Genomic DNA, 12,605 nt, shown 5'->3' on the forward strand with positions numbered 1-12,605 from the left:
ACATAGACTAAATTATGTATTGCATTATATACGATCTATTACTCCGTATTGTGCATTATTGTTATGGGGGTATAATAATCTGCCGTTGGACCAGTTTTTACCGTATGTGGTTGCCAGCTTATCCGGTAAACGCCGTGCCGCTATTGGCTCTGATGAAGGGTTTTGCCTAGCACGCATCGGTTACAGCCAAGAAGAAGCGGACATGCTAAGTGTTGCAGCTGCTGACTTTTCAGGTTTTATGATTCGCCAAAAACAACGCGGCTGGGCGGTCGAAAGCCAAGCCATCTCGTTTTTTCAACAAGTTGACTTACTGATTCCTGAGACCAGCTTTGTGTTCTTATGGATTGATGGGTCAGGTTACGCCCTCATCATCGATGGCGAGCCTTTGACTAATAGCCGCGCCTTTGTTGAGATGGTATGGGCATTGAAAACGTCGGGCTTAAGATTTCTTAGTTAATTCAACCAAACCACTTGATATACTATTAAATATCAATATGACACGCTGCCATACTGACCCGTGCGCTTATATCAAACCAAGCGCACTTCTTTCAATCTCTCACATCTGCTTTATTTTCAATATCTTTTTTTCTCTCAACTTCTGCTATAGCCGATTTAATACGATTTGTATACAAGGATAAGGTATTACAAATTGCCCTTAGGCTTTACGCATTATTAAGATGTGATATTCAAATAAATTATGAAATAAAAAAAAGACGCTGTAAATAGCGTCTTTTTTGTTTGTTGCTAGGGCGTGTCCTCATTTCAAAAATGGTGATAAAAATGATTTAAATTGCCGTCAAACGAGGAAAATATCGCAGATAATATCGCAGATAATATCGGGATATTAACCAGCTATTTAACGATGTTTGGCAAAATTTAGCCATTTTTAGCCCGTTTAGATATGATCAATTGAATTGAGAACACGCCCTAGAACTACATTTATATATTACGCACCACAATTGATGGTATACGTGAATACATAATTAAGGATATGCCATTAGATATCAACTCGACGGCTAACAGTATGCCAAGAATATACGTCGCTGACTGCGGATAACTGGTAAATATCATGATAGCCAATATAATCGAGAGCAGCCCTGAGAGTAATATTGGGACAAAAGCCACTGTCCGACGTAGACCGAAAGCAACAACAACTCTGACTATACCTGTTGCCATAAATAAAATAGCAATGACCATGGTCAAGGTTAATATGCCTTGCAACGGATCTTGTAATAATTCAATACCAATCAATACACCAAGTACACCGCCGATGGCCGCCAGCACTTTTCCAGTGGTACTATGTGCTCGGAACAAGGCAATAAACTGTAAAATACCCACTAAAAGGAAGATAAAACCTGCTAACTGCTCAGCGGCCAAAGTGGCGCTAAGAGGATTAAAAAATGCAAAGATACCGCCAAGAATACTGATAATACCAACCACCAGCCACAGTGTACGATTCATAAGACGACCTTATTTTACATTTAATAGAAAATAAATTATATCGCAAACCTTACCTTGTGTTGTATAACGGTAGTAATATCTTCGAGTAGTCCTGTTAATATCAGAGTGTGGGCATTGATTTGTGGTCACAAGCCTGCTAACTGATTGTTCCACTGTTGCCGCGTCATGTTATAAAGTACATGCTCAGCCAGCCGATGGTTAGGGTCAAGGGCTGGATGATAGAAGTTGGCTCGGGTATTCATCATGCCAAGGCGCTCCATAACCAATTGCGAGCGCTTATTAATAACCGCTGTGAATGACACAACCTCATCGAGCGACAGCTCAGTAAAAGCGAAATTCAGCGCCGCACGTGCTGCCTCTGTAGCATAGCCCTGTCCCCAATAATCTTTATGTAGTCGCCATGCAATCTCGACAGCAGGGGCAAAAGACATCTCTGCGTGGGTATCATTCAAGCCAACAAAGCCAACAAAACCAATAAAAGCCCCATGCTCTTTTGATCTATCTTTTAAACTGACGGCCCAAAGCCCCCAGCCTTGATTAGCAATAAGCTGCTGGCATTTACTAGCGATGATGTCACTTACTTTAGGTGTTAATAACTTGGGGAAATACTTCATTACCTCAGGATCAGCATTTATTTCAGCAAAAACAGCAAAGTCACTTGCTTGCCATTGCCTGAGGTAAAGACGTTCTGTTTCTATCACATTTATCATTTTTATCACTTATGGATTGACACTGTTAATACTATTTATCCAGCCAGCCTTTTTGCTTGGCATGAGCAAGTTGCTCAGGAGTATCGATATCATAGCTCAGTTGATTATTAACAACGGTACTTATCTGACTGGGCGGCAAACCTCTAATTAAATAACGCAGCCCTTTATCGCCTACCAGCAATGCTTGCCACTCTCTGAGTAAATCACAATCAATCGTTAAAGGTAGTCCGATAATATTTTGCTTTAATGCAGTGACAGCAGACGTTTCATTTAAATTCATATTATTTAAATGCTGCCAGCTACTATATTCACTTGCTACCACTGACTCCTTACCTGCCAGCAGTCCCATTAAATGCTGCTCATCGAGTAAAACTTGATCAACACCCATGATTAATACACGCTCGATTAATGAGCTTGTCAACTGCGTGACTGCCTCAATAGCCAAATCCAAACTATACGCCATACCTATTTCAGGCGTAGAATTTACGACCATTTGAATCATAGAGTACTGAAAAGCCAATTCATTCATCGCACTGGCTATTGATGGCTGATTATCAGGAATGACTATAATAATTGCTTGCGGTTTTGTAGAAAGTGCGAGTTTGGTCATGAAGCAAATTAAGGGTTCGCCATCTTTACACAGTAACTGTTTTGCTTGACCTAAACGCAGGCTCAGTCCACTGGCCAAAATAATGACCGCATGGTTTGGTGGCTTTGATAGATTTATTGGCTTTAGTTGCGTAGATGCTAAAATAGATGCGTCGCGGCTCATGATAAATTTATCGCGGCACGAGCACTTGTTGCAGTCGTCTCTATAGAATCAATATGCGTAGAAAATAGCGTTGTAAAGTTAGTATTTGACAGATGAGTGTCTGAGTTTTCTGCTAGCGGCAGCTGATTATGCACGACCGCATTGACTTGTGCCATGATACCCAGTGCTAAGGCTTCAGGTCCATCTCCGCCCAGCTTATAGCCAATCGGATAATGCAGCTTATTGATACCTAGGTTTAAACTGTCAGGATTTGTAAGCCTTGTACTAATTTCTTCGATTAAGCGCTCGGTACGGTAGCGCGGTCCTAGTTGTCCAAGATATTTATAGTGATTAGCATGCTCTAATAATACGCCAAGGCGAGCACGGTCTTGGCTGAGACTATGCGACATCAAAGCAACGGCAGCATTTTTACTTAGTTTTAGTAAAGTATCACTATCATCTAACGCCAGTACCATCACTCTATCTGCCTGAGGAAAACGCCGCTGCGTGGCATATTGCGCTCGACTGTCTACCACTGTCACATGCCAATCTTGCAGCTTTGCCATCGTAACTAGCGGCATCACATCATTGCCAGCACCACAAATCAGCAAGCGTATCTGTGGTTGTAGGCGCTGAATCAGCCATTCTGTGGCTAAATCATCACTGTCATCTTTTACGATGACGTACTCAGCATTTTTATGGAGAATTTTATATTCGGATAAACTTTCAACTGCATGGATAACTGTGCTTGAAGCATTAGATACCACTTTATCTGAATTATTAGCGTCGATAGCGGTGAGTTTTCCTGACTTGATATAATTATCTAGATTAAGACGCACACCAATTTGAAGTTCAGAGTTTGGATTATTTTGGTTGTTAAAATGGATTGTAGAGCGAATTAAAGTTGCTACCGTTACTGGCTGCTGAGACTGACGAACCTGACTGATGACATTTAACAAAGACATTGCCGTTGCCAGCCTTTCAAACAACACGTGTACGCGCCCATTACAGCCTAATCCAAAATTTAACTCGTCCAAATCAATATCTTGTTCATCGTATTTATTATCTGTGCCCTTATTATCACTGCCTCTATCAAAGTCAAAACCCTCTTCTGATACGCTCGCTCGCACATTACCATTTTCAGCATATTCGATGTCGTCACCCGTTTGGTAAACTTGCACGTTTGCACCATCACGTGTGAGCCAAAAAGCACGTTTGATAATATGCGGCTCCAAGCAGCCACCGCTAATCATTCCGACCGAACGACCATCTTCACAGATAAGCATCATTGCGCCTGCGCGGCGATAGGCTGACCCTTCTGTACGCACGACGGTTGCTAGTACCGCGTCAACCTGTTGTTGCTGAGCCTCGCGTGCCAGCTTAAGAATATCAGCAATTTGATTCATAATGTCTCTTATATACTATCTATCATTTATATCTATATACGGTCTATATCCATCCTAGTCCACTTATAAAACCCGCTAACGACTACAATTAGCGGGTTTATATTGTCCATCTATTTGACTAAAAACCTACTCTGGTAGTTCATAAAGTAATTTGTCGAGGGTAATAGGAAAGTCATAAACTCGTACACCCACGGCGTTGTAAACGGCATTAGCAATAGCAGCGGCAGCACCTGCAATCGCCGTTTCCCCAATACCTTTTATATGCATTGGATTGGTATACGGATCGTCCTCTTCTACCAAGATAACATCAAGCTGAGGAACATCCGCATTGACTGGGACATGGTATTCTGCAAGATTATGATTACATAGCCGACCGTCATGCTTATCGTGAATCACCTGCTCCATCAATGCAGAACCAATACCAAATATCATACCGCCGTAGCACTGTGAGGTCGCGGTTTTGTAATTGAGGATACGCCCTGCTGCAAAGGCACCAGTCATACGTTTGATGCGTATTTCACCAGTCACTCGATGTACAGCGACCTCGGCAAAATTGGCACCAAATGACGCTTGGCGATGACTTTTGGCATTTTTACCCGGTGCAATTTGACCTTTGGCACTGACTTTTTGGTCATCATATTGAGCGACGATATCGGCTAATGAATGAGTCTGGAAATTACTAAAGTCATATTCTTTCGATTCAGTTAGTGAGATTCCCGTTATTTCACCTAATTTGTCTTTTAAATCAGCGACTTTATCTACGATATTATCGCCCAAACCTGCTACTTTTTCTTTTCCTGCTTCTATAACGGTTTCTACAAAGTTAGCCTCATGCTCACCTACCTGCTTAATTTGACCGTTATCCAACTGAATGGTGTCAGGGTATAGACCGACTTTTTCTGCGATCATCTCACGTAGCTGCTGACAAGCAAGGTAAATACTACTGCCTGAACTGGCAGCGCCCATACTGCCCCCTGAACCAACCGCAGGTGGCAAACTGGTATCACCAAGCTTCATTTCAATATGATCTATTGGTAGTCCTAATAAATCTGCAGCAACCTGAGTAAATACTGTATAAGAACCTGTACCGATATCGGTCATGTCTGTCTCAATCACAGCTTTGACGCCTAGTGCTTTTGAGTTATCTATTTGCAGGGTCGCCCGTGCTTCTGATGGCGCTAAGCTGTTGCCGCGAGCTGCCGCTGCCATACCCATACCCATCCACCAATCACCTTCTAAGCGACTGGCAGGCTTAGCATTGCGTTGATTCCAGCCAAACTGTTCAGCTGCTTGATCGATACAAGCGATGAGCTTACGCGTGGAAAACGGGACACCTTTACTAGGATCTTGCTCAGGCTCATTACGACGGCGCAGCTCGACAGGGTCTAGGTTGAGTTGCTCTGCCAATTCATCCATCGCACACTCAAGGGCAATCTGCCCCACTGCTTCACCGGGGGCACGCATTGAGCCTGACAATACTTGGTTTATATCTACTTGCTGATAATTAACTCGGCGATTGTCACCTCGATACAAATAATGCGTAGAGAGCGCTGCTGGCTCAAAAAAGGTCTCTTCTGGCAAATTACTAGAGACCGTCTCATGAATCATAGTGTCAATAATACCGTCTTCACTACAGCCAATAGCAATGCGTTGACGCGTGTTTGAGCGTCTAATCGTTGCCTCCATTACTTGCGGACGTGTCATAGTGATTAACACGGGACGACCCAATTCTTTTGCGGCGAGTGCGGCGGCTATCGATTCTGGAGAAATCCCCAGCTTGCTACCAAAACCCCCACCGACATAACGAGCGATTAATTGTACATTTTCTGGATCCAAATCTAACGCATCAACGATTTGCTTTTTGCATGAGGCAAGCATTTGATTAGAGGAGTACATAATCAGCTTCTCACCTTCCCAGTGAGCAAGCGTTGCATGTGGCTCCATCGCTGCGCTGTTTTGACTTGGCGTATGATAAAAGCGATCAAGGGTTACTGCAGCATTTGCGAGGCTTTGTTCTGGATTACCCTTTTCTGAGTTTTTATCCGAACCTTTTTTTTCATTAACGTCATGAGCATTTGGCAGCTCTGTCGTAAAGTTCAATGCCGCTTGATTAGTTTCATCCTCATAAGTCACTTTGAGTGCTTTTGCGCCTTCTGTCGCCGCCTCAAACGTCTCAGCGATGACGACCGCGATCGGCTGACCATGATAAAAGATTTCACTAACGCCTTGCTTAGGTGATTTGGTTGCACCGCCCTGTTGTGCATTGCGCAAAAAATGCTCAGGATCAGTAACTACTTTAATAATATTGGGAATACCCTCTAAAGAGCTGCTATCAATTTGCTTAACGCGTCCTTTGGCAATCGTTGCGCTCACCAAGACACCATAGGCTTGATTGTCTAAATAAATCTCTGCCGTATAAGGTGCTTGACCGCTGACCTTGAGTGATCCCTCAACTCGGTTGATGGGTTTGCCCACCAACTTGCTCGCTGTTTTGTCAAAAAGTGATTCAACTGGCGCATTCATCATCATCTTTTTGGTCGGTTCTGCTGGCAATATTGAATCCAATAACGACATGATTATGCTCCCTTGCCCGCTAATGCGCGTTGAATAACTTGTTTGAGTAGACGACGAGTCAGCGGTATTTTGAAATCATTTTGACCACTACCTTTAGCCTCTTTTAATAATAAGTCCGCTGCTTGTTTGATCACATCATTATTACCATCAGTGCCCGTTAGTAATGCCTCAACGGCTTCGTTGCGCCATGGCTCAGTACCAATACCGCCGAATGCTAGGCGCACTGTGTCCAAACGCCCATTATCAGTCACGTCTATGATCGCGGCACAGGAGACTAAGGCAAAAGCATAGGACGCGCGATCACGCACTTTGTCATAAGTGTGGATACCGCTGACAGGCGCTGGCAACACCACATGAGTGATAAGCTCACCAGACTCTAAAACGTTTTCGATATGTGGCGTGTCTTTTGGCAAACAATAAAAGTCTTTAATCGCGATTTTACGCGTTGAACCATCCGTTTTTAACGTCTCAACAGTGGCATCTAATGAGCGCATCGCGACGGCCATATCAGATGGATGTTGAGCAATACAGGAATCGCTAGTACCCAAAATTGCCAACGTACGATTTTCGCCACGTATCGCTGGGCAACCAGAACCTGGCTTGCGTTTATTGCAGGCGCTGTCTGTCTGATAAAAATAATAACAACGCGTACGCTGTAATAGATTACCGCCCGTCGTCGCTCTATTACGCAACTGCCCCGTCGCACCTGCCAAAATCGCCCGTGATAGCACTGGGTAATTGGCAATAACCTCAGGATGCGCCGCCAAATCACTATTGGTCACTAGCGTACCGATACGTAAGCCGCCGTCTGTAGTCGTCTCGACTTGTGCTAACGCCAAACGAGTGATATCGACCAGCTTAACTGGCGTTTCAATCTCTAACTTCATTAAATCTAAAAGGTTGGTACCCCCTGCGATAAATGAGGCGTCTTTTACACTAGCAGATTGGGCTGCTTGCTCTGGCGCGGTAGCACGGCTATACTCGAAACGTTTCATGAGCGATCTCCTAACCTGCTAGTTGCCGTCTTATTCTTCATAGATTGACTACCTAGCTGCGCTTCACTAGGTGATAGTGACCAAATACCCGTCACCTCTGATTTTTGTACTGCGTCAGTTTTAGATGAACCCTTCATTTCATTTTCTAGTACTTGTGAAATGGCCTTAATAATATTGGGATAAGCAGAACAGCGGCAAATATTGCCACTCATACGCTCAGCGATTTCTTGAACCAGCAACCCATCAGGATTTTGCAAATCTGTAGTGACATGACTGGGCCAGTTTTGTTTAATCTCATCGATCAGCGCTGTTGCTGAACAAATTTGCCCAGGGGTACAGTAACCACATTGAAACGCATCATTATCTTTAAAGGCTTGTTGCAACGCTGACAAAGATTCGGGCATGCCAATACCTTCAATCGTGGTAATCTCATCACCATCGTGCATAACTGCCAAGGTCAAACAGGCATTGATCCGACGCCCATTGATAAGTATGGTACAAGCGCCGCACTGACCATGGTCACAGCCTTTTTTAGGTCCCGTAATTTTGAGGTGCTGACGACAGACATCGAGTAAGGTCGTGCGTGAATCAAGATTGTCGAGCTGATAATCTTGCTTATTAATGGTTAAGTTCAAGGTAGACATGCTGGCTTCTCGCTGGCAGATAATCAAAAAAAATAGGGTTAAACGCTCCTTAAAAGTCGCGCCAATCGATTTATTATGACTTATTAGAAATGTCGATTTGTTTTCACTTTGTAGTTATTACAGTGTAGTTTTTAATCTATGAAAACTTTACTTCCCACTATTCTATCTCGCTTATTCACTATCAATTTTATAAATGAAACTCAAAAACTCATTTTATTAGCAAAAAAAAATAGCGCTATAAACAGGTCGTTTATAACACTATTTGAGTTCAATATAGTCAGTTAAAAATACCAGTCGGGCATTACGCTTTAGTAATTATGCTCGCTTCACTCAATCGAGATTTTGGCAAATCGGCATTAAAATCGTCTTCGCTACGATAACCAAGTGAGATAACGGCAACGGCTGTGTAGCCTTTGCTACGTAGCTCAAATTCTTCATCGAGTGCCTTTAGATCAGCACCTTCCATCGGTACAGCATCAATGCCTAAAGTAGCAGCACCCAGCAACAATGCACCCATATTTAGATACACTTGCTCGACCAGCCAATGCGGCTCGTCTTTTTGCTCATAACGACGAATGTCCAAAAACATTTTGCGCACTTGATGCATTTGCTCTTTGAATTTTGGTTCTGCGAAGCGACCATCCACCTCTTCTTTATCCAATACTTCATGCAAAAATTCATCATCAGCATAGATACGACTACAGAAAATGATGACGTGGGAGGCTTGCTCTACCTTTGCCGTGTTGAAATCAAACATCCCTTGTGTACCTTGTGCGATACGTGCCTTGCCAGCCTCATCATCAGCGATTACAAAATGCCAAGGCTGAATATTAGTGCTTGATGGGCTAAGTCGCAGGATATCCTTTAAACTTTGAAAGTCTGCTGCTGATATTTTTTTATTGGTATCAAACTCTTTGGTGCTGTAACGCCAGTTCATGGCTTCAGTGATATTTTTCATTTATGACTCCAAGATTTTTAGTACCGCCACTTTAAGCAAAAACCCGTTTGATGACCGTTACAGATTGGTTAAGTAGTCACCTATTTTGTTATTACGTTACTGATGATTCAGTGCATCGCTGAGTTATTTGAGCCGCCATTTGAACAGTTATTTAAGCAGATACTTATTAGACGGACACTCATTAAACAGTAACTTAGACGATATTGTAATCGTTCCCTCATTCTCTTAGCATTAGTTAATTAGTATTGATAATGAGCATTGATTTATAAGGCGGTCGACCACAGACAGCTTATATAAAAAATAAATACTGAATTAGGCAGATAGATATGGAACATTCAAAGCAGTTATTCTCAGAGCAGCCACTACGCATCGATATCGTCTCAGACGTTGTTTGTCCTTGGTGCGTCATTGGTTACCGCCAGCTGGCAGAAGCCCTCAAGCAAACCAACACCGAACACGAGATTCACTGGCATCCGTTTGAGCTTAATCCAAATATGCCACGCGAAGGACAAAATATGCGTGAACATATTATGGAGAAATATGGGTCGAGCAAGCAAGAATCTGATGCTAGCCGTGCTCGATTAATGGAAGCGGGTAATGAGGTTGGCTTTACGTTTAACTTTAACGATGACACGCGCATGCACAACACGTTCAACTTGCATCAATTGCTGCACTGGGCAGATCAGCAAGGTCGCATGCATGACTTAAAGCAGGCGTTATTCGTCGCTCATTTTACCAATGGTCGCAATATTTCTGACAATGCCGTGCTTGCTGATATCGCAGCAGAGATTGGACTAGATCGTGATGAGGCACTAGCCGTGTTAGCAGACCAAAGGTTTGCTAAAGAGGTGCGCGCAGAAGAGCAACATTGGCAACAACAAGGCATTCAAAGCGTCCCAGCGGTAATTTTTAATAAGCGTCATCTGGTTAGCGGTGCACAAGGCGTGGAAAATTTCAAGAATATCTTGCAGCAGTTGGCTGACTTGCCAGACTAGCTTCTCTGAAAAATTTTTTTTGGCAAGATTTCGTTTGCTATTCCTAAAAGGATCCCTTATGTCCTCTGATAAATCCCTTCCTATTATCGTGTTTGATGTCAATGAGACGCTACTCGACATTACCACTCTTGAACCATTATTCGCTCGCCTATTTGGCAATAAAATGCTACTAAGAGAATGGTTTGCGCAATTGGTGCTATATTCGCAAACCATGACGTTATCAGGACTTTATACGCCTTTTGGCGAGCTTGGCGTCAGTGCCTTACAGATGACCGCTGATATTTATAACGTTAGGCTGATAGATAGTGATGTCGACGAATTAAAAGAGCGTATGAGCAAAATGCCTGCTCACCCTGATGTAGTTCCAGCATTAACCAAGCTGCGTGAGGCAGGGTTTCGACTGGTGACGTTGACCAACTCAGCAAATAGCGCTTCCCCGACCCCGCTTGAAAAAGCCGGCATCAGCCATTTTTTTGAACAGCACTTTAGTGTTGAGCAGGTAGCAAGATTCAAGCCTGCACCTGAAACCTACCAAATGGTCGCTCACGCATTGTCTATTGACGTATCGGGTTTGTGCCTTGTCGCTTGTCATCTTTGGGATACGATTGGCGCGCAAGCAGTTGGCTGCCGAGGGGCATTTCTCACGCGACCGCACAATGCTTTATTATCAGCGCCAAACGTTCCAGCGCCAGACTTTGTCGCAGCAAATCTAACCACGCTTGCCGAACAGATAATTTTTTCCGCTCAAAAATAATTGCCAATGACAAAAAAAATGCCGCCCTATATAAGGACGGCGTTTTTGGTTTAGCATACTGCTATTTTATAAGGCTAAATCTATAATCACTATTATTAATAATGATTTTTAAAAATGAATAACCGTACGAATACTTTCACCTTTATGCATCAAATCAAACGCTTCGTTAATATCTTCTAATGGCATGGTATGGGTAATGAAATCTTGTAGTGGAATCTCACCAGCCAAATAACGCTCAACATAACCTGGTAATTCACTGCGACCTTTTACGCCGCCAAATGCTGAACCGCGCCAGACGCGACCAGTCACTAATTGGAATGGGCGAGTAGAGATTTCTTGTCCAGCGCCTGCGACCCCGATGATGACCGACTCGCCCCACCCTTTATGGCAGCACTCAAGCGCTGAACGCATGACATCGACGTTACCGATACACTCAAATGAATAATCAACGCCGCCATCGGTCAATTCAACGATGACTTCTTGAATCGGTTTGTCATAATCTTTAGGATTGATACAGTCAGTCGCGCCAAGCTTTTTAGCCAGCTCAAATTTGCTCTCATTGATATCAATAGCAATGATACGACTGGCTTTTGCCATTGCCGCACCGATGACCGCTGATAGACCAATACCGCCGAGACCGAAGATTGCGACCGTCGCACCCTCTTCTACCTTGGCCGTATTCATCACTGCACCCATACCCGTGGTGACACCGCAACCTAATAAGCATACTTCTTCTAGTGGTGCTTCTTTGTTCACTTTCGCTAAAGAAATCTCAGGCAACACGGTATATTCAGAGAAGGTTGAGCAGCCCATATAATGATAAATTGGCTCACCGTCTTTATAAAAACGCGTGGTGCCATCTGGCATTAAGCCTTTACCTTGAGTCTCACGTACTGCTGAGCACAGGTTGGTTTTGCCTGATAGGCACATTTTACATTCGCCACATTCTGCTGTGTATAAAGGAATGACATGATCGCCAACTTGCACACTGGTGACGCCTTCGCCGATTTTCTCAACGATACCGCCACCTTCATGACCTAAAATCGCTGGGAACACACCTTCTGGGTCTTCACCAGATAAAGTAAATGCATCAGTATGACAGACGCCGCTTGCCACGATTTTTACCAATACTTCGCCTTTACGGGGCAGCATCACATCCACTTCTTCGATAGATAGTGGCTCATTTGGACCCCAAGCAATGGCGGCTTTTGATTTAATAAATTTATCTGACATCGTTATCTCTCTTTTTAATTCATTTTATGGGTTATTAAGCGCAGACCTCTATTCAGCTTATCTTGCTTGTTGAATGGAGGCAAGCGGCAGTTGTAGCAGTCTGTAAAGCTTTATACTGACTATT

General features: G+C 43.5%; 11 protein-coding genes and 1 pseudogene. 3 read left to right on the plus strand and 9 right to left on the minus strand.

Annotated features, from left to right (window positions below):
* A pseudogene (locus tag JMX95_RS12825) lies at positions 1–457 on the plus strand (hypothetical protein); the annotation flags it as partial.
* Between the two features lie 482 nt (positions 458–939).
* Here the strand turns inward: JMX95_RS12825 and JMX95_RS12830 are convergent.
* From JMX95_RS12830 to nfsB, 8 genes are all read right to left on the minus strand, one after another.
* Positions 940–1,461 carry an HdeD family acid-resistance protein gene (locus JMX95_RS12830; protein WP_201561004.1) on the minus strand — a complete coding sequence of 174 codons (522 nt, stop codon included), beginning with the start codon at positions 1,459–1,461 and terminating at the stop codon, positions 940–942.
* A gap of 125 nt (positions 1,462–1,586) precedes the next feature.
* Entirely contained in the window at positions 1,587–2,171 is a 585-nt protein-coding gene (locus tag JMX95_RS12835) for a GNAT family N-acetyltransferase (protein ID WP_201561005.1), read from the minus strand.
* A gap of 31 nt (positions 2,172–2,202) precedes the next feature.
* Positions 2,203–2,943, minus strand: a complete 741-nt coding sequence (locus JMX95_RS12840) for an NTP transferase domain-containing protein (RefSeq protein WP_201561006.1) — start codon at positions 2,941–2,943, stop codon at positions 2,203–2,205.
* Entirely contained in the window at positions 2,940–4,328 is a 1,389-nt protein-coding gene (locus tag JMX95_RS12845) for an XdhC family protein (RefSeq protein ID WP_201561007.1), read from the minus strand. Before JMX95_RS12845 ends, JMX95_RS12840 begins: the two co-directional genes overlap by 4 nt.
* 126 nt (positions 4,329–4,454) lie before the next feature.
* Positions 4,455–6,902, minus strand: a complete 2,448-nt coding sequence (locus tag JMX95_RS12850) for a xanthine dehydrogenase family protein molybdopterin-binding subunit (RefSeq protein ID WP_201561008.1) — start codon at positions 6,900–6,902, stop codon at positions 4,455–4,457.
* Between the two features lie 2 nt (positions 6,903–6,904).
* Positions 6,905–7,897: an FAD binding domain-containing protein gene (locus JMX95_RS12855; protein ID WP_201561009.1), complete on the minus strand. Its 993-nt coding sequence runs from the start codon at positions 7,895–7,897 to the stop codon at positions 6,905–6,907.
* The gene (locus JMX95_RS12860; protein ID WP_201561010.1) at positions 7,894–8,541 is read right to left on the minus strand and encodes a 2Fe-2S iron-sulfur cluster-binding protein; all 648 of its coding nucleotides are present in this window, start codon (positions 8,539–8,541) and stop codon (positions 7,894–7,896) included. The genes JMX95_RS12855 and JMX95_RS12860 overlap by 4 nt, the downstream gene beginning before the upstream one ends.
* Before the next feature lie 301 nt (positions 8,542–8,842).
* Positions 8,843–9,499, minus strand: a complete 657-nt coding sequence (nfsB, locus tag JMX95_RS12865; protein WP_201561011.1) for an oxygen-insensitive NAD(P)H nitroreductase — start codon at positions 9,497–9,499, stop codon at positions 8,843–8,845.
* Between the two features lie 326 nt (positions 9,500–9,825).
* Between nfsB and JMX95_RS12870 the strand changes: the two genes are divergently transcribed.
* Complete coding sequence (locus tag JMX95_RS12870; RefSeq protein WP_201561012.1) at positions 9,826–10,494, plus strand: DsbA family oxidoreductase; 669 nt, start codon at positions 9,826–9,828, stop codon at positions 10,492–10,494.
* A gap of 58 nt (positions 10,495–10,552) precedes the next feature.
* Positions 10,553–11,248, plus strand: coding sequence for a haloacid dehalogenase type II (locus JMX95_RS12875; protein WP_201561013.1), 696 nt, complete (start codon positions 10,553–10,555; stop codon positions 11,246–11,248).
* A 108-nt stretch (positions 11,249–11,356) separates the two neighbouring features.
* Here JMX95_RS12875 and JMX95_RS12880 read toward each other — a convergent pair whose 3' ends face one another.
* Positions 11,357–12,481, minus strand: coding sequence for an S-(hydroxymethyl)glutathione dehydrogenase/class III alcohol dehydrogenase (locus JMX95_RS12880; protein ID WP_201561014.1), 1,125 nt, complete (start codon positions 12,479–12,481; stop codon positions 11,357–11,359).
* Between the last annotated feature and the right edge of the window lie 124 nt (positions 12,482–12,605).

Source organism: Psychrobacter sp. NC44 (assembly GCF_904846655.1).
Taxonomy (GTDB): Bacteria; Pseudomonadota; Gammaproteobacteria; order Pseudomonadales; family Moraxellaceae; genus Psychrobacter.

Bases quoted from the DNA above. Each gene is read 5' to 3' on its own strand.
- JMX95_RS12830 (WP_201561004.1), bottom strand. From the start codon at position 1,461: ATGAATCGTACACTGTGGCTGGTGGTTGGTATTATCAGTATTCTTGGC.
- JMX95_RS12835 (WP_201561005.1), bottom strand. From the start codon at position 2,171: ATGATAAATGTGATAGAAACAGAACGTCTTTACCTCAGGCAATGGCAA.
- JMX95_RS12840 (WP_201561006.1), bottom strand. From the start codon at position 2,943: ATGAGCCGCGACGCATCTATTTTAGCATCTACGCAACTAAAGCCAATA.
- JMX95_RS12845 (WP_201561007.1), bottom strand. From the start codon at position 4,328: ATGAATCAAATTGCTGATATTCTTAAGCTGGCACGCGAGGCTCAGCAA.
- JMX95_RS12850 (WP_201561008.1), bottom strand. From the start codon at position 6,902: ATGTCGTTATTGGATTCAATATTGCCAGCAGAACCGACCAAAAAGATG.
- JMX95_RS12855 (WP_201561009.1), bottom strand. From the start codon at position 7,897: ATGAAACGTTTCGAGTATAGCCGTGCTACCGCGCCAGAGCAAGCAGCC.
- JMX95_RS12860 (WP_201561010.1), bottom strand. From the start codon at position 8,541: ATGTCTACCTTGAACTTAACCATTAATAAGCAAGATTATCAGCTCGAC.
- nfsB (WP_201561011.1), bottom strand. From the start codon at position 9,499: ATGAAAAATATCACTGAAGCCATGAACTGGCGTTACAGCACCAAAGAG.
- JMX95_RS12870 (WP_201561012.1), top strand. From the start codon at position 9,826: ATGGAACATTCAAAGCAGTTATTCTCAGAGCAGCCACTACGCATCGAT.
- JMX95_RS12875 (WP_201561013.1), top strand. From the start codon at position 10,553: ATGTCCTCTGATAAATCCCTTCCTATTATCGTGTTTGATGTCAATGAG.
- JMX95_RS12880 (WP_201561014.1), bottom strand. From the start codon at position 12,481: ATGTCAGATAAATTTATTAAATCAAAAGCCGCCATTGCTTGGGGTCCA.